Here is a 19,487-nt window from a genome sequence, read left to right as displayed (position 1 = left end):
AAATAAAACAAAAATAAATATAATATCCTCCTATATGTTCTATGCCATTTTCACCCTTCATAAAAATGGAATAGGACACTACAGATAGGGGAGATCATCATGGTTTATAAACTGCTAGCTGTTAATATAGACGGAACTCTCGTCCAATCCAATGGACGATTAAATAAAGTGACTAAAGAAGCTATTACTTATGTACATGACAAAGGAGTTCATGTAGCCTTGGTTACTTCGAAGAATTACCTTTATGCGAAAAAGATTGCAAAGTCGTTGAAGATTAATCCGAGGCTAGTGGCTTTACAAGGAGCTTTTGTCGGTACTTCAATTGAAAAGCCTCTGTTTGTAAAACAGCTTTCAGAAGAATTATCATTTGAAATTGTAAAAGTCATTGATAAGTTAGATTGCCAAATCCAGCTTCAACATGAAGACCATCTTGTGGGGAACCGTGTGAACCTACCTGAGAATATCGTGGGGAAAACTGTATTGTACGACAACGAATCGAGTGTGTATGCTCATCACTATGCAGATGACCTTTGTGAATATTTACAAGAGAATCCAGGCACGCCTTCTAAAATAGATCTTATTTTCAATTCTCTTAGAGAACTGCGGGATGCAAAAGAGATTGTGCAAAAATTGTTTCCTGAAGTTAAAGCCATTCAATGCAGTGAGTCAAAACTAAGTATTGTCTCTAAAGGGGTTTCAAAATGGAAGGGATTGTTATACTTGGCCGAACACCTAGATGTTAAAAAATCTGAAATTGTTTCTATTGGTGATAGTCTTGACGATTTAGATATGATTTTGGGATCTGGACTAGGGGTGGCTATGGCAAATGCTCATCCAGAAGTGAAAAAGGCGGCAGATTGGATTACCCGTACCAATGATGAAAATGGAGTTGCCTATATGCTGAAGGAATTTTTCCGGAAACAGCATCCGATTGAGTTCCTTTCCAAGATGAATCTGTTGAAATAGTGACAAGCCCTCCGATATGTTGGAGGGCTTTTTCGAAAATTATTTTAAGCGTTAGAAATAGTAGTTTATTGTAGATTTGGCACTATGGTGATTAGAGTGAAAGAAGTGAGACTCTTGAGGTAAATCAGGCTGCAGCCTCCCACGGAAAGGGAGTGCCTCTAGATGCGATCAACAGGCTAGTGTAACAGCAATTGTTAAAAAGGGATTCTTTGCCCCAGAATGCTAGTTGTTTTTTATAACTTTTTCCATTATATTGACCATGAAATATTCATTATGTACACTAATAGAAGTTTATTTTTACGAATAATCCTAGAAAATTAATATAGAACAGGTGATATTACGTGCATATAGAGATTCATGGTCTAAATGATGAACGGTTTCATCGCCCCCTTCAATTAATCACTAATTTGTTTTTTGAAGAGTCCGATGTGGATTTTATTCCAAATGAAGAATCAGATGTCATGGTAACAATGAAGCTTCATACTGACAATCAAATCCAAGTTGAAGCAAAGCTGTTCAACAAGGATACTTTACAAACATTCACGTATCGATATGAGAAAGAATGGAATGTAACAGAGAATGAAAAAGAAAATTTTAAGCAAATCAAAAAAGCAGTTTCTTATGCCTATTTGAATGTTCTTCAAGACATGACGGGGATGAAACAAAAATGGGGAATCCTTACAGGAGTACGCCCTACTAAGCTTCTTCATAAAGCACTACTAGCTGGTGAGAGGCCAGAAGAGGCACATCAAAGACTTCAGGATGAATATATGATTTCAGAAGAAAAAGTCGATTTAATGCAGCGGATTGTAGATCGCCAATTAGCGATAGTCCCTGACTTGTATCGATTACAAAAAGAAGTCAGCATCTATATTGGCATTCCTTTTTGCCCGACAAAATGTGCGTATTGTACGTTCCCTGCTTATGCCATTAATGGTCGTCAAGGGTCAGTGGACTCTTTCCTTGGAGGGCTACATTATGAGATACGAGAAATGGGAAAATGGTTAAAGGACAATAGAATTAAGATCACTACCGTCTATTATGGAGGAGGTACCCCAACTTCTATTACGGCAGAAGAAATGGACATGCTCTATGAGGAAATGAATCAATCATTTCCTGATGTAGAAAATATCCGTGAAATTACTGTAGAAGCGGGGCGTCCAGATACCATCACGCCTGCAAAGCTAGAAGTGTTGAAAAAGTGGAAAATTGACCGTATTAGTGTGAACCCTCAATCCTATACGCAAGAGACATTAAAAGCAATTGGCCGACATCATACTGTCGATGAAACGATTGAAAAATATCACCTTGCAAGAAGCATGGGCATGAACAATATCAACATGGATCTTATCATAGGCTTACCAGGTGAGGGAGTTAAGGAGTTCCAGCATTCATTGGATGAATCGAAAAAACTGATGCCTGAGTCATTGACTGTCCATACTCTTTCCTTCAAACGTGCATCTGAGATGACGAAGAATAAAGAAAAGTATAAAGTCGCTCCTCGAGAAGAAGTGGAAAGTATGATGCATATGGCAGAAGAATGGACAAAGGACAACGGCTATGTCCCTTATTACTTGTACCGTCAAAAGAACATTCTTGGAAACTTAGAAAATGTAGGTTATTCGTTCCCAGGTCAAGAAAGCATCTATAATATTATGATCATGGAGGAACAACAAACGATCATTGGTTTGGGATGTGGGGCTTCAAGTAAGTTTGTCCACCCTGTTACGGGTAAGATTACGCAATTTGCAAACCCGAAGGACCCTAAGTCTTACAATGATAGCTTCCAAAAGTATACGGATGAAAAAATTGCGATATTAAATGAATTATTCGCTGTAGAAACAACACAGAAGTAATAAAAAAACCAGATTCTTTTTTATAGAGTCTGGTTTTTATTATAGTTCGGAGTATTCCATATGTTGGGGATATTTGAAAAAACTATCAAAATACTATAACCTTACTCTGAAACTTCAAAAGCTACTAGTCCCAATTATTCCAAAACTCCAAAGTATAATTAAAACTCCATTTGCATGGTATATTTCAAGAATACCTCCATAATTTGTATAATAAAGAGAGCTTGTCAGATAAAGGCTGTGATTATTATGAATGTGTATTTGTATTTTATACTGTCTTATTTCATTGGAAATCTCATGACGGGATATACCCTTGTAAAATTAAGCTGGAATAAAGATATTCGTGATTTGGGATCTGGAAATGTAGGAGCAAGAAATGCGGGTAGATTATTCGGGAAGAAGTTCTTTGTTCTGACTTTTTTAGGAGATGCATTAAAAGGCAGCCTTGTCATTTTTATTGGTCAATCTTTAGATTACTCAACTAGCGCCCAACTTGTTGGATTGGAACTTGCAGTGATAGGCCATATTTTACCGGTCCTCTTGCGTTTTAGTGGGGGGAAGGGGGTTTCAACATTCATTGGAGGAATGTTGGCGTTCAATCCAATTGTTGCCGTTGTTATCATTGTTGGGTTTCTCATAATCTCTCCCCTCACAAAAAGTTTTACTATTGCTGGGCTTGTGTCATTATTAATGATCCCTCTTTATTTCTATTTATACGAAAATACACACGATCTTGCGTTCCTAGTTTTAGGAATGGTCATTATTATCATAGTAGCGCATTCAAAAGACATTTTAGAAAGGATGAAGCGCGATGAGAGATAATCATGAGTATATTTTTAAGATAGCTAATCATGATCATGAATTTAATCAGATACATAGACTCAATTATGAAACTTTTGTTGAAGAAATTCCTCAGCATCAAAGAAATCAAGAGGGAATACTTGTAGATCTTTTTCATCATGAAAATACATACCTTATTTGTATAAAAAATAAGAAAATCATTGGCATGATTGCGGTGCGTAATAAAAGGCCATTTTCTTTAGATAAAAAAATTGGACGGGTTGAAGACAGTTTACCCGTAAAGTTTGAAAGCTTATGTGAAATAAGGCTTCTTTCGGTCCAGAAGGAATATAGAAAAGGTAGAGTATTTTTAGGATTAGCACAACTTTTATCTACATATTGTTTACAAAAAGGATACGATGCAGCAGTCATATCCGGAACAATTAGAGAAGCCAAACTTTATAAACATCTCGGTTTTAAACCTTTTGCGGGACTTACTGGAAGAGAAGATGCTCTGTTTCAACCAATGTACTTAGATAAAGCGACATTTGAGGAAATATTGGGAGAAAAATTTACTAGAAATTTTATTAGTTTTCTTCCTGGCCCTGTGGCAGTTTCGGATACTGTTTCACAAGCAATGGGACAACTCTCGATATCCCATCGGTCTAAAGCATTTCAATCGATACTTGATCAGGTAAAAACGATTCTTTGTCATATGACAAATTCTAAATTTGTTCAGGTGTTAATGGGCACGGGGACTTTAGCGAATGATGTCATTGGAGGCCAGTTATCGTTACTTGATGGAAAAGGACTTATTCTGGTGAACGGTGAATTCGGGAAGAGATTGCAAGAGCAGGGAGACAGATGGGGCTTGAACTACGGCCTTTTAGAAAAAGAGTGGGGCCAACCATTTTCAGAAGAAGAGATTAGGCATCATATAAGTGGGGATACGAAGTGGATTTGGGCAGTCCATTCCGAAACTTCTACAGGAATGTTAAATGACATGGAAATGCTTAAAAGGATAGGAAGAGAACTTCAACTTAAGCTTTGTATGGATTGTATTAGCTCTATTGGAGCAGTGCCACTTGATTTAGATGAAGTGTACTTAGCATCTGGAGTCAGTGGGAAAGCTATTGGGTCATATACTGGCCTTTCTTTTGTGTTTCATAATCATATTGTTTATACAAACAAGAGAATACCGAAGTATTTGGATTTAGGTATCTATCAAGAAAATGAAAGTATTCCATTTTCTCACTCTTCCAATCTTGTAGAAGCATTGCTTGTTGCACTTAACAGTATGAATGTTGATAAGTACACTAGAGTAGTAAATATGTATAAAGAAGTAAGACAAGCGATTGAATCCATTGGTTTAGAAGTGATTTCGGTTGAAATGCATTCTTCCCCTGTGATTATGACCATTGAGTTACCCCTTTCGCTTTCGTCCATTACAATTGGGAAATCATTGAAGTTTCAAGGGTACCAGCTCCATTATGAAAGTGCCTATTTACTAGAGAAGAATTGGCTTCAAATCGCATGTATCGGAGAATTGGATGCAAACCATGTGACTAAGATGATCGTGTTGCTTAAGCAAGTAATTGATTATGAATCCTCCCTCACAAACTATTAAAATATCGAATTTTTTGAAAAATTCATTTTTATCGATTCCACTAAAAGGTATAATGATATAAGAATAAACTGAGGGAGGGCTATTATTGAGTACAGAATCTATGTCACTTGCAAAACCAGTACTAGTGGAAAAAGTCGGCCGGGTTGCTCATGTGGAGTTGAACCGTCCAGAGGCACTGAATGCATTAAATAAAGAGATGCTGTTAGAATTGGCAAAAGAACTTCGTTTGTTATCAATGGATGATGATGTTGACGTCGTTTTATTAAAGGGAAAAGGGAAAGCGTTTTCTTCAGGTGGAGACATTAAAACGATGCTTGCCTCTTCAGATGAAAGTGACTTCCATTCGATCATGGATAGCATTAGTGAAGTGGCGCTCAATCTCTATTCCATGCCTAAGTTGACCATTTGTGCAATTAATGGTGCTGCAGCAGGATTAGGACTTAGCATTGCACTGGCATGTGATTATTCAATTGCAGCAGATGATGCGAAGGTTGCCATGAATTTTATTGGAATCGCCCTCATACCAGATGGAGGCTCTCATTTCTTCCTAGAAAGAAGAATTGGGGAAGTGAAGGCTAAAGAACTTATTTGGGAAGGTAAGGTTCTAACTGCAGTTGAGGCATTTGAGAAGAATTTAGTTCATGAAGTGACACAAAATCTAGAAGCAGCAGTAAGTCATAAAGTTCAACAGTGGTTGAACAGCCCGGTTCAAGCGATGGTGAAGACGAAAAAAATCTTAGCTGATATGAGCCGTCCACAGCTACAGAAGATCCTTGAATTAGAAAAGCATGGCCAACTTAAAATGAGACAAACCGAAGACCACGCTGAAGGTATTAAAGCATTCGTGGAAAAAAGACGCCCAAATTTCCAAGGTAAATAAATATTAAGAGCGGCTGCAAGAACAGTGACTCATGGTCCTTGCAGCCGCTCTTATGTTTACTATCAACTGCGCAACGCTCAAAGCCGTAGAGCCGGAAAACTACTAAGAATACTTTTCGCCGGAAAATCTGGTTTTTTAATTGTTCCGAGGAAAATTACCTTTTCCATTTAACGATGAAACAGTATTAGCTTTCCACTTGGAGATGTGCATCGATGTGTTTTCTCAATCAAATCTTTTTCTTGTAATAGTTTTTCTCCTAAGCCTTTTGCTTGGTCATCGTTTTCAGCTTGAAAAGACTCATCAAGGAGTTTTTCCCCAGCCGGATCAAAGGCAGTGAGTTTATACGTTTTCATAGATACACCTACTTTTTTAATTTTTCTGATACTTGTTACTATTTTTGCATAATATTATGAATCTTGTAAAGCGGTTCCATTAAACAATGGCTTGATTAAAGTTCTCAATCATATTACGATGAATTATTTGGAAAAATATTCTATAAATAAAACTTTTTATTGTTTCATACGTATAGAGATTAAGGGGGGATATTGTGTGTCATTAATTATAGAGAATGTGACAAAAAAGTTCGGGAATTTTACAGCTGTTAACGCAGTGAATTTTTCGATACCTGAGAGTGAAATGTTCGGCTTTTTAGGTGCAAATGGAGCTGGTAAAACAACTACGTTCCGTATGATATTGGGGTTACTCGATCCTACAGAAGGAAAAATTTCGTGGAATGGGAAGAAGATTGATTATTCCACTAGCCCAATCATTGGATATTTGCCAGAAGAGCGTGGACTGTATCCTAAATTAAAAGTCCAAGAGCAAATTGTATATTTGGCTAGATTAAGAGGAATGAAAAAGGCAGATGCGATTAGGGAACTGGATGTTTGGCTTGAGCGTTTCAAAGTACCAGAATACAAGAATAAAAGAGTGGAAGAATTATCTAAAGGTAATCAACAAAAAATCCAGTTCATTGCTTCAGTCATCCATAAGCCGAAACTTCTAATTTTAGATGAACCATTTAGCGGACTGGACCCCGTGAATGTTGAGATGTTGAAAAAAGCAGTATTGGATTTAAAGGACCAAGGAACGACAATTGTCTTCTCCAGCCATAGAATGGAACATGTTGAGGAATTGTGTGAGCACCTTTGTATTATGCATATAGGCCAACCTGTCGTCCATGGGAAGTTGAAGGAAATCAAACGTTCTTTCGGTAAGAAAAATGTGATTATCCATGCCGATTTTGATTTGTCAATTTTGGAAGATTTCACTGGAGTAACAAAATATAAGAAGATTACAGAAGGTGCACATCTTCAAGTCACGGGTGAGGAAGTAGCCGAACGGTTATTAAAGGAAATAGTTTCGAAAGGATTTGTGCGCAAATTCGAATTAGAGGAACCATCCTTAAATGATATTTTCATTGAGAAGGTAGGTGCTTCACTTGAGTAAATTTTGGCTAGTATTATCCCATACATACTTATCAAAAGTGAAGGCAAAATCATTCCTTATTTCTACTGCTATCATGCTAGTCATTGTGTTAGGGTTTACAAACTTAAGTAAAATCATTGACTTATTTAACAAGGATACTCAGAAGGTCATTGCTGTCTTGGATGAAAGCAATAAATTCGAAGAACAATTTACAGGGGTATTTAAGGCGCAAAATGAAGAGATTGAGCTTCAAAGCATCGAGACAGAAGAAGAGGGTAAGATACTCGTTGAAGATGAAAAGGTGAAAGGCTATTTAGTCATTCAAGAAGATGAAAAAGGTATGCCAAAAGGAATCTATAAATCAAATTCCATCTCAGATAATACGATGAATACGCAGCTGTCTACGGCTTTGACCCAAGTAAAGAGCATGCTTGTAACTAGTAAGTTGAACCTTTCTACTGAACAAGTCCAATCGCTATATGAACCTGCTGGATTTGAAAAAGAAGCGTTACAGGATAGTGCGAAGACAGAAGAAGAATTAAATCAAGCTCGAGGTCTCGTATATATTCTATTATTTGTGATTTATTTCGGCGTCATTATGTATGCCAATATGATTGCGGCTGAAGTTGCTCAAGAAAAGACATCCCGTGTCATGGAGATACTTGTATCGAGTGTTCCACCTATCCAACAAATGTTTGCCAAGATTTTCGGAATTGCCCTATTAAGCATCACTCAGATGTCACTGTTCTTATTGGTGGGGTATACTTCCATTAAAAGAAATCTTGAAAATATGGAAGGAGGGATATTCTCCTTTCTAGGATTCGGTGGTACATCGCTTAATACCATCGTTTATGCGTTTATTTTCTCTTTATTGGGATATTTCCTTTATGCAACATTAGCGGCATTCTTAGGCTCGTTAGTAAGCCGTGTGGAAGATCTTCAACCGACTATCACTCCGATGATTATGTTAGTCGTGGTTGGCTTTATGTTGGCGATGTTCGGATTGAATAATCCTGAAGCAGGCTTTGTCCAAGTGACATCATTCATTCCATTCTTTGCACCAATGTTAATGTTCCTTCGAATCGGGATGTTGGAAGTTCCTTTCTGGGAAATTGCAACCAGCATCGGACTATTAATCCTCACTATTGTACTTCTTGCGATAGTTGGTGCTCGAATTTATCGAGGTGGAGTGTTGATGTATGAGAGTGCGAACTTTTGGAAAAACATTAAAAGGGCACTGCAATTAAAATAACTGGTTTAAAGGGTACCCCTTATGTGGGTGCCCTTATTTAATTTAGGCTGTTTTCGTAAAGTTTGTTGCTTTATTATCACCCGTTTGAATAAAAACCTTCTGTATTTTTGAGATATCGTAATTTCCAAAGGGAAAGTATGTTCTGTTTGTGGTAAAATGATGCAAATGAGAGGTGATAATCTTGGGTAATGTAAAGTTCATTCATGCGGCTGATTTGCACTTAGATAGCCCTTTTAAAGGTTTACAGAATGTTCCAGAGACTATTTTTCATAGATTACAAAATAGTCCTTTCCTTGCATTTCAAAGAATCGTATTAACTGCAATTAAGGAAAAAGTAGATTTTGTTTTGTTAAGTGGAGACTTGTATGATGGGGAAAACCGTATTCTGTCAACGCAAATCAAACTTCGAAAAGAATTTGAAAAGCTAAAAGGTCATGGAATCCAGGTTTATATCATCCACGGTAATCATGATCACTTAGGGGGGAATTGGATAAAGATCGACTATCCGGAAAACGTACACATTTTCTCTGATAAAGGGGAAGTTAAATTATTTGAAAAACAAGATGGAACTAAGGTACATATTTATGGATTCAGCTATCCGAAAAGGCATGTGATGGATCGTGCCATAACTTACTATACAAAGGCAGAGGGGGCTGATTTTCATATTGGGATGCTACATGGATCGGTTGAAGGAAATACTGATCATAGTCCTTACCTTTCCTTCTCATTACAAGAATTAATGGATATGAATTTTTCCTATTGGGCTTTAGGGCATATTCATAAACAAGAACAGCTCTCTTTAGATCCTCCCATCATTTATGCTGGGAATCCTCAAGGGAGAAATCGGAAAGAGCAAGGTGAAAAAGGGTGTTTTTTAGTATCACTTGAAGATAGGGTAACTGACATCATCTTCATCCCTACTTGTGATATATATTGGGAGAAAGCAAAGCTTTTGCAAAAAGACATTCAGAGCTTCGATGATTTATTGGAAACCTGCCGCGAGCAATTGGAATCTTTACGAAAAGAAGATTGCGCTGTCATGGCGGAACTACATATTCAAGCCATGTCTTTTCCAGAAGATTTAGTGGTCAAACAAGCAGAACTGTTAGAAATCCTTCAAGAGGAAGAAGAATATAGAAAGGACTTTGTGTGGCCCTACGCTTTAACATTGCTAATGCCGGATACCTTCCATCTTGATTCCTCCAATCCCTTATTCCAGATGATTAAAAGGCAGTCTATGAAAGAGGAGTTAATAAATAATGCTGTGAAGCCTTTGTTTAGTCATGTAATAGCAAGAAAATATTTGGACGATGCATTAGAAGAAAAACATTTATTGTTAGAAGAAGCGGAGACCCTCCTTTTCCAGCTAATCAATGCTAAAGGAGGTGTGCTGAAATGAGGATAGTCGGGATTGAACTGTATGGTTATGGGAAAATGGAAAATATCCGTTTTGCTTTAAACTCTGATTTAATCGTGTTTTACGGCGAAAATGAAGCAGGAAAATCAACATTGATGTCTTTTATCCATAGTATCCTATTTGGTTTTCCAACAAAGCAACAAATTGAAAATCGTTATGAACCTAAGAACCAATCCAAATATGGGGGGAAATTAACGATTCAGTCCGAACAGCACGGACAGGTTATTGTAGAAAGAATTAGAGGGAAAGCCAAAGGAGATGTGACAGTTACTTTTCCGGATGGGCGGATCGGTCAGGAAGAGGTACTTGTTGAATTGCTGCAAGGTATGGATAAATTGACGTTCCAATCCATCTTTTCCTTTAATTTGGATGGTATCAGTGCTTTAAGGAATATGAAGAAAGATGAAATTGGTAAATATTTATTATCTGCAGGTCTCGTTGGAAGCGATCGGTTGTTGCAGGTTCAATCGGAGCTACAGAAGGAAATGGACCAAAGATATAAGCCTGCAGGGAAAAATCCGCCAATCAATAAAGCCATTAAGGAGTTGCAATCCCTACAGCTGCTGACGAAGAAGGCTGATGAAGCTCAAAGTGAGTATATGATTTTGAAGGATGAATACGTCCAGCTTCAACGGGAATTGGCAGAGACTGAGACTATCATCAAAAGTCTTGATCAAGAGCTTCAGTTCCTTGCAGAATGGAAAAGTATTAAGCCTATCATGGATGAACATGATGAAGTGAATAAAAGGTTAGAAGAGATAGGAGATTTTCCTTTTCCAATTGACGGTAAAAAGCGACTAGAACAATTAATTCAAGCTAGGATTCCATTAGAAGCCCAAAAACTTACGATGGCATCTAGAAGAAAAGAGATAGAAGACCTTCTAAAGAATGGATTGATGATTTCCCCTGAAATTGAAGCAGAGATTCAGCTTTCCGTGGAAAATGCAACGTCCATCCATGAATGGACGAAGCAAGAAAGCGAATATCTATTAGAGATAAAGAGGCTTGAAGGTACCATTTCAGATCGCTTACAGGACCTCCACCTCGAACTAAGACCAGAACAAATTCATAAAATCGATACTAGTGAATGGGTTAAGCAACAATCAATTGAGCTAGATCAGGCATCTGAAAAAATGAAGAATGAAAAAATACAACTAGACCAACAATTCCAATTTGAAAAAGATAAGTTAGAAACATCCGAAAAGAAAATCCGTGAACTTACCTCTCAGTTATTATCGAAAGAAAAACGTGACCAATTGTTAATGGTAAAGAAAGAATTTGGTCAAGCTGGGCAGGACTACTTAAAAAGAGTATGGCTATCTGAACAGATAGAAACATTAGAAAAAAAGATTCATAATGCTAAGAAACAAGAAGAGCAAGCCCATAAAAAGCAGAATTTAATTTCGTTGTTTCTTGCGACTATATGTGGTGGAGGAGTGTTTTATAGCTTAATAGTGAATCAATGGGTCTTATCTGTCGTTTTTCTCTTATTGCTCCTTATGTCATTATCCGCCACAAAGTTGATACGTAAGACGCCAGTATCAGTGGAACTGATGAGCGAAAAACAGCAACTAATTGAACAATTAGAGCTACTTGGCGGACTAAACCCGATTCAAAGAAACCTGGCAGAGGAAGAACTTATTGCAAAGGATGATGAGATCCAAAAACGGGTCCAGGAAGAAAAAATCCGAAAGCAAGAGTACGAACATATTTTTAACCACATAGTCGATCGGTTTGAAAAATGGGAAAGAGAGTCAGAACAATTACAGGTAATGAAAGCGAAGCTTTTACAAAAATGGGGATTGCCTGCTCATTTTGGAAAGCTAAAATTAGAGTCTATTTATCAAACCCTTCAAATCATAAAATTGACTTGTAGGGAACTTGAAACACTCAATCAAAAAAACCTGACATTTATGACGCGAACCTCGAAAGTAAAAGAGAATCTCCTAACTTATGCAGAAGGGTTAAAGTTACCTGTACTGACTTGGCAAGATGCATTTTTTGGGTTAAAACAAGCACTTACAAATCTTCAAGAAGAGAAAATAGGTAGAAGTCATATAAACCAGGAGAGACTGCGAATAGATGAACAGGTTACCTACTTGTTGAATGAAATCGGCCTGATTGATCAAGAAATTATGGGACTATACGGATTAGCAGAATGCAAGGAAGAAGAACAATTTAGGCACCTTGCCAACCTGAATGAAGAAAAACTTCATTTACTTCAAAAGAAAGCGCCACTACAGGAGTCATTAAGGGGCCTCTCTAAAGAATTTTTAGAATGGTTAGGTCGTGTTGGTCAAAGGAACATCCATACTGCCAATTATGAAATAAAACAAACTGAACGAGAGAAGTCGCTGGATAAGCAACATGAACTCTATGCTAAATTAACAGAGCATAGGCATAAAATCAGCCTATTAGAAGAAGGTGGAACTTATGAACAAACAATTCACCACTTCCTTAATCAAAAATCATCTTTTCAGGCTTCTGCTAAAGAATGGGCAAAATTTGCTCTTGCTAAAGAAATGTTAGGCCAGGCCATTGCTAGTTATCGAAATGAAAAATTGCCTAAAATCATGACTACCGCTGAACAATATGTAAATGTTTTAACGAATGGAGAGTATACAAAGCTTTCCTGGTCAATAGAGGAAGAACAATTGATTCTCCAAAGAAAAGATGGAGTTTGGTTTGAAGCAACAGAAGTAAGCAGGGGTACAAGCGAACAAGTATATATGGCCTTGCGTTTTTCATTAGCGGAGCATACCAGTAAGGAAGAAAGATTACCAATCATCATAGACGATAGCTTCGTGAATTTTGATGATAAAAGGACTAGCAGAGCGATCGAACTTCTCCAAAAGGTTAAAGAAAAACATCAAATTCTATTTTTCACTTGTCATCAACATGTTGCCAATAAATTTAATAAGAAGCATGTCATTCATTTACAAACCAACTATGAGCAGACTCTAGTTTAATTTATATTCATGTCAAGACTACAGAGGCCAAATGGCCCTGTAGTTTTCATTTGAACTTAAAGAAAGTATGATATGGCAGCATGGAAGAAAATCGACGTAGTGGACCAAAAGTATTAGGGCAACGAACAACTCTTTCTTCGACTGAGGGCTCGCTAATCGACGAGTTTTGTAATCAGCGCATGATCGAATTATTTGGACAGTCAACATATGGTATACTTAAATAACCATTTAACCGGGGGGATTATTTTGGACAAAGGTGTTACTTATTATGGAGTTGGAGAGGTCTTCGAGGCTTATTTATATATTAAATCGAGTACGAAGGGTACTGCAAGTAACGGAAAACCATTCCTATCACTTGTTCTTTCCGATAAATCAGGTGAGATTGAAGGGAAGCTTTGGGATATCAATGAAGATTTTGAGAGAATGTATGTAGCGGAACAAACGGTCAAGATTCATGGGGAAATCCAAAATTATCGTGGTCGCAATCAATTAAAAATCCGTCAAATCCGTCCAACGAATGAATCAGATCCTGTCACAATGGCTAGTTTGATTCAAATTGCACCGATACCGAAGGATGAAATGGCTGACACAATCAACCAATTCATCTTCGAAATGAGGAATCCTAATATCCAACGGATTACCCGCTATCTATTGAAAAAACATCAACAGGAATTTATGACATTCCCAGCCGCGACAAAAAACCACCATGAATTTATGTCTGGCCTTGCTTATCATGTCGTAGGTATGTTAAATCTTGCAAAAGCAATCGTAGGACTATATCCAAATCTGGATAAGGATTTACTTTATGCGGGCATTATTTTGCATGATTTAGGAAAAGTCATCGAACTTTCTGGTCCGGTATCAACTGTGTATACTGTAGAAGGCAATCTGCTTGGTCATATTACAATCATGGTAAATGAAATAGGTAAGGCGGCTGAATCGCTAGAGATTGATGGGGAAGAAGTCATGATCCTACAACATTTGGTTTTAAGCCATCACGGAAAAGCAGAATGGGGAAGCCCGAAGCCTCCAATGATCAAGGAAGCTGAAATCTTACACTATATCGATAACATTGATGCGAAAATCAATATGTTAGACCGCGCATTGGATAAAGTGAAGCCTGGAGAATATACCGAACGAATTTTTGCTCTAGACAATCGCTCTTTTTACAAACCAGGTTTTCATGAATGATGATATGCTCTCCTTTTGGAGGGCATATTTTTTTTCATCCTATCATAGGATTTAGAAAGAATGGACAAACCCTAGTTGGAAGGCGGGAAAGAGATGGAGATTTGGATTTATTTTGTTATTGCTGGAATCATTGTCAGTGGGTTTATGGCCGTAAGAGCCGCCCGTCAAGAAAAGCAAATTGAAGATCAATGGATTGAACAAGAAGGGGAAAAATTTATTGCTAGAATGAATGAAGAAAAGGAAAAAAGAAAACAAATTAGTACAGGTGTTTAAATTAAAACAAAAAAATAAAAGAACCCCTCTCAATTAGACGGGGTTCTCTTTGTTTAGAAAAAATATAACTTTTTGAAATTATAGAAGTGTCTAGCTGCGACGCACAGGACGTCCTAGTGTCGACCATGCCATAGGACGTGGCGGTCCTTAGCTGACGTTCCTTTAAACGAGGCGCTTCTGCTTTTCTACTTATTGAGCATCCGCTGCAGGAGCCTTTAATGCATCTTTCAAATCTTTATCTTTAATCTCAACGTCAGCATCTTTCAATTCTAGGTCCATCACTTTTTGGACTTTTTCGCTGTCTAATTTGGAAATCTTAATTTCATATTCGATTTCTTTCTTCATGTCTTCGAAAGATTTCTTTTCTTTTTTATCAAGAAGTTGGATGATGTGGAAACCATGTTCTGTTTTCACTACATCACTAATCTCATTTTTCTCTAGAGCATATGCAGCTGTTTCAAATGGTGCAACCATTGTACCTGTACCAAACCAACCTAGGTCTCCACCTTTTTCAGCTGAACCTGGATCTTTGGAATATTCTTTAGCAAGATCTTCAAATTTAGCACCAGTATCAAGCTTTTTCTTCACTTCTTGTGCTGTTTTTTCATCATCCACTAAAATATGGCGAGCATGAATCTCTGGCTTGATGTTTTCGTAATACTCTTTCATTTCTTTTTCAGTAACTTTGATGTCCTTGATAGCAGCTTTTTCTTGAAGCATGCCAATCTTAAAGGATCTTTTTAAATCTTCTTCGTTTTTATAGCCATATTGTGCTAGAGCCATTTCGAAGTTATCGCCAAGGTCTTTCTTCAGCTTGTCCACTTTTTCGTTAAGTTCCTTATCTGTCACTTTGTATTTATCAGATAGGACTTTTTCATACACAAGCTCTTGAAGAACTTGATTACCATAACGTTCTTTCAGTGCTTGATATAATTCATCCTGTGAAATTTCCCCTGCTTTAGTTTTAACAACTACTTCAGAATTTCCACTATCTGCGTTATTACAAGCCGTCAAACCTACGATGCTAGCAGTTAATGCCAGGGATAAAGCCCACTTTTTCATGTGTTAACAACTCCCGTAAGAATATTCTTTATTAAAAACCATATCACCTACTATAACACAAAAAGGGATGATGGCAAAAAATTAGGGTGGACAACTAGGAAATTTCACCAAAACTGGGCTATTTGCCTATTCCTTTTGCCTTCTTTTACATATGATACTTCGAAGAGTAAAAAGGAGGTATGAAAAATGAGCCAAAGCTTTCACCATAATGGATTTGCGTTGGTAGTTGTATTGTTCATTTTGTTAATTATCGTAGGTGCTGCCTTCATCTGCTAATTTCTTCGCATTTGGGATAGGAGCCTACTCTTATTGAATGTAGATTGAATAAGATAAGGTAACACTTAAAAAGGAGGTGTTACAATGGGTCAGGGCCACCACCAAAGCGGATTCGCTTTAATCGTTGTATTGTTCATCTTATTGATAATAGTAGGTGCATCATGGTGCTGCTAAAATGTCTGAACGAAAAACGTTCGGGTAGTTCTATATAGGTAGAACATTATGTAAGGAGGAAATGGAATGTCAGGTGGACACAGTGGAGGCTTTGCATTAGTAGTGGTGTTGTTCATTCTTTTGATCATCATCGGAGCTGCATGGCTATAATATAAATGAGTACGTGTAAAAGGATGATCCGATTGCAGTACACACAAAAAGGTGAAGCAAAGACTTCACCTTTTCTACATAGATTATGTAAAAGATATTTCGACGTATGAAGAAAGAAGCAAAATAGTTATCAATATATTGATGGTGCGGAAAATTCCTGGTTGCTTTTCTTCTGGTATTTCTTTTTGTTGGCAGAGGCTATTAGTCAAATTGTTAATGTTGAAAAGTATAACTGCCGCGAAGAGAATGAATAATAAAGACAGAAGTGAGAACACGTTTGCATTCCCTCCTTAAACCTAATTTCTATAGGGTTTATTAATTAAACCATATTTTTACGAAGAATTCTGTACAATTACGATATCAAATTATCTGTAAAAAAGATAGTCCGAAAGTTTATAAGATTAAAAAGGGACAAGTTATTTATTACACCTGTGTTTCAAAAGGGGTTTGGGTATGGAATGGATGAAAAAACAAGCACCCAAACGAATGCTTGCAGTTACTTCTTATTTATAATTTGAGACAAGGATTTCATATCCATTTTCATTTTCTTCTATGAAGCATCTGTTAGGTGAGCCTAAGATGTTTTTTATGCTGATAAAGTCTGAAACACATAAGCCCATATGGAGGGACAATAAAATCGTAAAATAATGGGCATAATGTTCAAAAAGCAAAGCTCCAGCGGATAGACAGGCTGTAATAATAATAAATGGAGATATTAGTGCCAAAATAAATAAATTTTTATGGATAGGTTCAGTTACTCGGATAGAAAAAATTGGGAAATACTTATACGGTCCCATATACCATTTAACCTTATCGAGATTTTTCATCAATGGTAAATAGTGCAACAGTTTATGAAGTGGGTATATAATCAATATGCCAAGGAATAACCAAACATAACGATCGTCATTCAATTTTTCTGGGTTTATTCCCACACTCAAAAAAGTGTATATGACTGCAAATGATAAAAGCATTGTTAATAATGATAAAATCATAATCTTAGGTAAGCCATATTGTTTTGAGAGATTAATGGATTTCCAGCAATTCATAAGTTGTTTACAGCCTCCAAAAGGCAAAAATTTAAAAATCACTTACATACTTTATTATGATTGAAGCAAAAAATCAATAACAAAATTTGATTACTAGCCATGTTTTTTTGAGTGAAATGGAAATCATCTTTTAGTTGGAAAAAGGAGTTTAAAGATGAAGGATTCCAATTTGGAAAAGCTTTACGAAAAGGTCGAAACATTGCAGTTTCATCAACAGTTAATGTTGATGATGTTAGGGGATGTAAAGGACCAGCTTTATGTATTAATTATTAAAAAGAATTTATCCAAACAGGAAGCAGAGGAACTTTTGGAATTATGTGAAAACGTGAGCAAAGAATACAAAAAACAAAAAGCGGAGGGTTTTTTAAATTTTAATCCGCTTCTGCAAGAACTGAATAATAAAATGAACTCTAAAATAACTATAAAAGAACTGGTTGAGGCCTGTAGGAAACAAGGAGTTTACACAGAAGTCATGAATGAATTCCATTCAAAGTTTGTTTAGCCCTTAACAGTCTCAACTTCTTTTTCAGGGTCAATCTTGGATAGTTTTCCGTTCTTTTCTTCAAATTCTTTATCGATGTTTGCAAACGATTTCTCAAAAATCTTCATGAAGTCCTCGCCATAAATATTCCGGATTATTGCCATCATCTCAATCATATCAGGAAAACGACCATATAATTCATGTAATGGAAGGGCACCTGTAAAGACAGCGTTCTTGTTAGGTTCGTAGGATTCCATTAATTGAAGAAGAATTTCTTCACCTTCAGATGTGATCTGGATGTAAGTATTTCGCTTGTCATTTTCTTTTTTTGAGAACTTCAATAACCCTCTTTCTTCTAGTTTCTTAGAGAAATTGAAAGCTGTTGAAACGTGCATCACACCGAACTTAGCCACGTCAGAAATAGATGCTCCGTTCAAATGATAAGCAATCCAAAGAATATGGTGCTCATTTATGTTTAAATCGTAGGGTTTAATCCATTGCTGCCAATCTTTTTCAATCGATTTCCATAAAGCCTTGCTAAGTTGTGCAACGCGTTGACTAAATAGCATGGCTTCTTTCATAGAATAATGTTTTTCATGCATATTAATACTCACCTACTTTTAGGAGTCTTTATTATTTATTATGACAATAAAGTATTAAATAATAAAGAAAAAATTAACGAAATTTTTAGAAATTTTAATGTTTTTTTTATTTGCTATTAAAATATAGGATATGTTGAGAGGAGGGAAGGAAAATCCCCCCTTTTTTTGTTAGTTGGTTTGCCCTTTTTCCATTTCATTTTCAGATGGTGCGGATACAATGTATTCAAGTTCACCTAAAGCATTTTCAATTTCTTTAATACGATATTGAATTTCATCTTTATGTGGTTCTATACTTTCTTTCCAAGTTTGGATTAGCACCTTTACATCAGAAATAAATAATTTGATGGTATCTTTACTTACCTTAGAGGCATGGACTGTTTCATCCTTCATATCCAAGATTCTTTGTTTAATTTCTAATAGAATATCATTAATTTCGTCCTTATTTTCTTTGATACGAATTCGTAAATCCTTACCCGATGCTGGAGTGTACATGAGAGTGCTTACTCCAGCCACCACTGCCCCAGTTAAAAAGCCAAGAAATAGAGATTTTGCCTTCATTATGATCCTCCTCGATTTTTAGCTGTTCTACATTTTTCTACAAAAGTGTAAAAAATCCTTTTTTTCTATAGAAACTTTTTTACAGTAGTCAGCTTCGATAATTTATTTGTTCTCTTGTTATACTTGTATATCACATTTAAGGAAAATTAAACATTCTTTACCTATCCTTACATTATATAAATATAGTATCTGTAGGCTAAATCATAATTTTATTCCTAGAGCATAATTATGTAGGAATGAGATAAGAAAGAAGGGACGGGGAAATGGAGAAGTTTTACTTATTTTTATTCTTTCTTGGTGCTGCAATGCTAACAGGCTCAATTGTCACCTTCTTACAATCCTTAAATGCAGGAGTTTATCCTCCCAAACAATTGATCAGGAGAAAAGCGGCTTTGCTGTGTGTAGCTGGGGGTATAGCATTATTACTTGCTATGTTTTTTAGGAAAGTTGCATGAAGAACTCACTTTTAGGCTATTGTTGATTTTCTACTCTGTAGATTCGA

At 36.6% G+C, this 19,487-nt stretch carries 22 protein-coding genes; 16 read left to right on the top strand and 6 right to left on the bottom strand.

All coding sequences use genetic code 11. The features are described 5' to 3' along the window. Positions 1-99 precede the first annotated feature (99 nt). The 5 genes from G3O09_RS11940 to G3O09_RS11920 all read left to right on the top strand — a co-directional run bounded on the left by G3O09_RS11940 (position 100) and on the right by G3O09_RS11920 (position 6,106). On the top strand, positions 100-966 hold the full coding sequence (locus G3O09_RS11940; RefSeq protein ID WP_163101714.1) for a Cof-type HAD-IIB family hydrolase: 867 nt from the start codon (positions 100-102) through the stop codon (positions 964-966). 341 nt (positions 967-1,307) lie between these two features. Then, positions 1,308-2,822 (top strand): coproporphyrinogen III oxidase, encoded by a 1,515-nt coding sequence (locus G3O09_RS11935; RefSeq protein ID WP_163101713.1) that lies wholly within the window; start codon positions 1,308-1,310, stop codon positions 2,820-2,822. 174 nt (positions 2,823-2,996) lie between these two features. Next, positions 2,997-3,641, top strand: coding sequence for a glycerol-3-phosphate acyltransferase (locus tag G3O09_RS11930; RefSeq protein WP_338048409.1), 645 nt, complete (start codon positions 2,997-2,999; stop codon positions 3,639-3,641). Then, positions 3,631-5,226, top strand: a complete 1,596-nt coding sequence (locus G3O09_RS11925; protein WP_163101711.1) for an aminotransferase class V-fold PLP-dependent enzyme — start codon at positions 3,631-3,633, stop codon at positions 5,224-5,226. The genes G3O09_RS11930 and G3O09_RS11925 overlap by 11 nt, the downstream gene beginning before the upstream one ends. Before the next feature lie 100 nt (positions 5,227-5,326). After that, positions 5,327-6,106 carry an enoyl-CoA hydratase gene (locus G3O09_RS11920; RefSeq protein ID WP_205439649.1) on the top strand — a complete coding sequence of 260 codons (780 nt, stop codon included), beginning with the start codon at positions 5,327-5,329 and terminating at the stop codon, positions 6,104-6,106. A 167-nt stretch (positions 6,107-6,273) separates the two neighbouring features. On the opposite strand, the gene G3O09_RS11915 is transcribed toward G3O09_RS11920, so the two are convergent. Then, positions 6,274-6,459 carry a YhzD family protein gene (locus G3O09_RS11915; protein WP_163101709.1) on the bottom strand — a complete coding sequence of 62 codons (186 nt, stop codon included), beginning with the start codon at positions 6,457-6,459 and terminating at the stop codon, positions 6,274-6,276. Positions 6,460-6,655: 196 nt separating this feature from the next. On the opposite strand from G3O09_RS11915, the gene G3O09_RS11910 reads away from it, so the two are divergent. The 6 genes from G3O09_RS11910 (at position 6,656) to G3O09_RS11885 (ending at position 14,636) form a co-directional block, all read left to right on the top strand. Then, positions 6,656-7,555, top strand: a complete 900-nt coding sequence (locus G3O09_RS11910) for an ABC transporter ATP-binding protein (protein WP_163101708.1) — start codon at positions 6,656-6,658, stop codon at positions 7,553-7,555. Further along, positions 7,548-8,786: an ABC transporter permease gene (locus tag G3O09_RS11905; protein WP_163101707.1), complete on the top strand. Its 1,239-nt coding sequence runs from the start codon at positions 7,548-7,550 to the stop codon at positions 8,784-8,786. The genes G3O09_RS11910 and G3O09_RS11905 overlap by 8 nt, the downstream gene beginning before the upstream one ends. A 181-nt stretch (positions 8,787-8,967) precedes the next feature. Then, the gene (locus G3O09_RS11900) at positions 8,968-10,185 is read left to right on the top strand and encodes a metallophosphoesterase family protein (RefSeq protein WP_163101706.1); all 1,218 of its coding nucleotides are present in this window, start codon (positions 8,968-8,970) and stop codon (positions 10,183-10,185) included. Next, positions 10,182-13,172: an ATP-binding protein gene (locus G3O09_RS11895; protein ID WP_163101705.1), complete on the top strand. Its 2,991-nt coding sequence runs from the start codon at positions 10,182-10,184 to the stop codon at positions 13,170-13,172. Before G3O09_RS11900 ends, G3O09_RS11895 begins: the two co-directional genes overlap by 4 nt. Before the next feature lie 246 nt (positions 13,173-13,418). Beyond that, entirely contained in the window at positions 13,419-14,363 is a 945-nt protein-coding gene (yhaM, locus tag G3O09_RS11890; RefSeq protein ID WP_163101704.1) for a 3'-5' exoribonuclease YhaM, read from the top strand. Between the two features lie 93 nt (positions 14,364-14,456). Further along, positions 14,457-14,636, top strand: a complete 180-nt coding sequence (locus G3O09_RS11885) for a sporulation YhaL family protein (RefSeq protein WP_163101703.1) — start codon at positions 14,457-14,459, stop codon at positions 14,634-14,636. A gap of 189 nt (positions 14,637-14,825) precedes the next feature. Here the strand turns inward: G3O09_RS11885 and G3O09_RS11880 are convergent, their stop codons facing one another. Next, positions 14,826-15,698 (bottom strand): peptidylprolyl isomerase, encoded by an 873-nt coding sequence (locus G3O09_RS11880; protein ID WP_163101702.1) that lies wholly within the window; start codon positions 15,696-15,698, stop codon positions 14,826-14,828. 186 nt (positions 15,699-15,884) lie between these two features. Between G3O09_RS11880 and G3O09_RS11875 the strand changes: the two genes are divergently transcribed. The 3 genes from G3O09_RS11875 (at position 15,885) to G3O09_RS22900 (ending at position 16,298) form a co-directional block, all read left to right on the top strand. Continuing rightward, a complete protein-coding gene (locus tag G3O09_RS11875) occupies positions 15,885-15,974 on the top strand; it encodes a YjcZ family sporulation protein (RefSeq protein WP_163101701.1) in 90 nt (29 codons plus the stop codon). An 84-nt stretch (positions 15,975-16,058) separates the two neighbouring features. Next, positions 16,059-16,148 (top strand): YjcZ family sporulation protein, encoded by a 90-nt coding sequence (locus G3O09_RS11870; RefSeq protein ID WP_163101700.1) that lies wholly within the window; start codon positions 16,059-16,061, stop codon positions 16,146-16,148. A gap of 66 nt (positions 16,149-16,214) precedes the next feature. Next, positions 16,215-16,298, top strand: coding sequence for a YjcZ family sporulation protein (locus G3O09_RS22900; RefSeq protein ID WP_163101756.1), 84 nt, complete (start codon positions 16,215-16,217; stop codon positions 16,296-16,298). Between the two features lie 83 nt (positions 16,299-16,381). On the opposite strand, the gene G3O09_RS22510 is transcribed toward G3O09_RS22900, so the two are convergent. Continuing rightward, positions 16,382-16,561 (bottom strand): hypothetical protein, encoded by a 180-nt coding sequence (locus G3O09_RS22510; RefSeq protein WP_163101755.1) that lies wholly within the window; start codon positions 16,559-16,561, stop codon positions 16,382-16,384. Between the two features lie 240 nt (positions 16,562-16,801). After that, positions 16,802-17,344, bottom strand: a complete 543-nt coding sequence (locus G3O09_RS11855; RefSeq protein WP_163101699.1) for a DUF3267 domain-containing protein — start codon at positions 17,342-17,344, stop codon at positions 16,802-16,804. A gap of 154 nt (positions 17,345-17,498) precedes the next feature. Between G3O09_RS11855 and G3O09_RS11850 the strand changes: the two genes are divergently transcribed. Further along, positions 17,499-17,846 carry a DUF1878 family protein gene (locus tag G3O09_RS11850; protein ID WP_163101698.1) on the top strand — a complete coding sequence of 116 codons (348 nt, stop codon included), beginning with the start codon at positions 17,499-17,501 and terminating at the stop codon, positions 17,844-17,846. Here G3O09_RS11850 and G3O09_RS11845 read toward each other — a convergent pair. Then, positions 17,843-18,427, bottom strand: a complete 585-nt coding sequence (locus G3O09_RS11845; protein ID WP_163101697.1) for an HTH-type transcriptional regulator Hpr — start codon at positions 18,425-18,427, stop codon at positions 17,843-17,845. The two genes, G3O09_RS11850 and G3O09_RS11845, sit on opposite strands and share 4 nt — an antisense overlap. A 168-nt stretch (positions 18,428-18,595) precedes the next feature. Next, a complete protein-coding gene (locus G3O09_RS11840; protein ID WP_163101696.1) occupies positions 18,596-18,985 on the bottom strand; it encodes a YtxH domain-containing protein in 390 nt (129 codons plus the stop codon). 263 nt (positions 18,986-19,248) lie between these two features. On the opposite strand from G3O09_RS11840, the gene yhzF reads away from it, so the two are divergent. Continuing rightward, positions 19,249-19,440, top strand: coding sequence for a membrane protein YhzF (gene yhzF / locus G3O09_RS11835; protein ID WP_163101695.1), 192 nt, complete (start codon positions 19,249-19,251; stop codon positions 19,438-19,440). Positions 19,441-19,487 lie beyond the last annotated feature (47 nt).

The organism is Peribacillus alkalitolerans (genome assembly GCF_010882125.1).
Taxonomy (GTDB): Bacteria; Bacillota; Bacilli; order Bacillales; family DSM-1321; genus Bacillus_BN; species Bacillus_BN alkalitolerans.
This window is presented reverse-complemented; position numbering and strand designations above follow the sequence as displayed.

Excerpts from the sequence above, each read along its gene's own strand:
- G3O09_RS11940 (WP_163101714.1), top strand. The coding sequence starts at position 100 with ATGGTTTATAAACTGCTAGCTGTTAATATAGACGGAACTCTCGTCCAA.
- G3O09_RS11930 (WP_338048409.1), top strand. The coding sequence starts at position 2,997 with ATGGTATATTTCAAGAATACCTCCATAATTTGTATAATAAAGAGAGCT.
- G3O09_RS11925 (WP_163101711.1), top strand. The coding sequence starts at position 3,631 with ATGAGAGATAATCATGAGTATATTTTTAAGATAGCTAATCATGATCAT.
- G3O09_RS11920 (WP_205439649.1), top strand. The coding sequence starts at position 5,327 with ATGTCACTTGCAAAACCAGTACTAGTGGAAAAAGTCGGCCGGGTTGCT.
- G3O09_RS11915 (WP_163101709.1), bottom strand. The coding sequence starts at position 6,459 with ATGAAAACGTATAAACTCACTGCCTTTGATCCGGCTGGGGAAAAACTC.
- G3O09_RS11895 (WP_163101705.1), top strand. The coding sequence starts at position 10,182 with ATGAGGATAGTCGGGATTGAACTGTATGGTTATGGGAAAATGGAAAAT.
- G3O09_RS11885 (WP_163101703.1), top strand. The coding sequence starts at position 14,457 with ATGGAGATTTGGATTTATTTTGTTATTGCTGGAATCATTGTCAGTGGG.
- G3O09_RS11880 (WP_163101702.1), bottom strand. The coding sequence starts at position 15,698 with ATGAAAAAGTGGGCTTTATCCCTGGCATTAACTGCTAGCATCGTAGGT.
- G3O09_RS11875 (WP_163101701.1), top strand. The coding sequence starts at position 15,885 with ATGAGCCAAAGCTTTCACCATAATGGATTTGCGTTGGTAGTTGTATTG.
- G3O09_RS11870 (WP_163101700.1), top strand. The coding sequence starts at position 16,059 with ATGGGTCAGGGCCACCACCAAAGCGGATTCGCTTTAATCGTTGTATTG.
- G3O09_RS22900 (WP_163101756.1), top strand. The coding sequence starts at position 16,215 with ATGTCAGGTGGACACAGTGGAGGCTTTGCATTAGTAGTGGTGTTGTTC.
- G3O09_RS11855 (WP_163101699.1), bottom strand. The coding sequence starts at position 17,344 with ATGAATTGCTGGAAATCCATTAATCTCTCAAAACAATATGGCTTACCT.
- G3O09_RS11850 (WP_163101698.1), top strand. The coding sequence starts at position 17,499 with ATGAAGGATTCCAATTTGGAAAAGCTTTACGAAAAGGTCGAAACATTG.
- G3O09_RS11845 (WP_163101697.1), bottom strand. The coding sequence starts at position 18,427 with ATGCATGAAAAACATTATTCTATGAAAGAAGCCATGCTATTTAGTCAA.
- G3O09_RS11840 (WP_163101696.1), bottom strand. The coding sequence starts at position 18,985 with ATGAAGGCAAAATCTCTATTTCTTGGCTTTTTAACTGGGGCAGTGGTG.
- yhzF (WP_163101695.1), top strand. The coding sequence starts at position 19,249 with ATGGAGAAGTTTTACTTATTTTTATTCTTTCTTGGTGCTGCAATGCTA.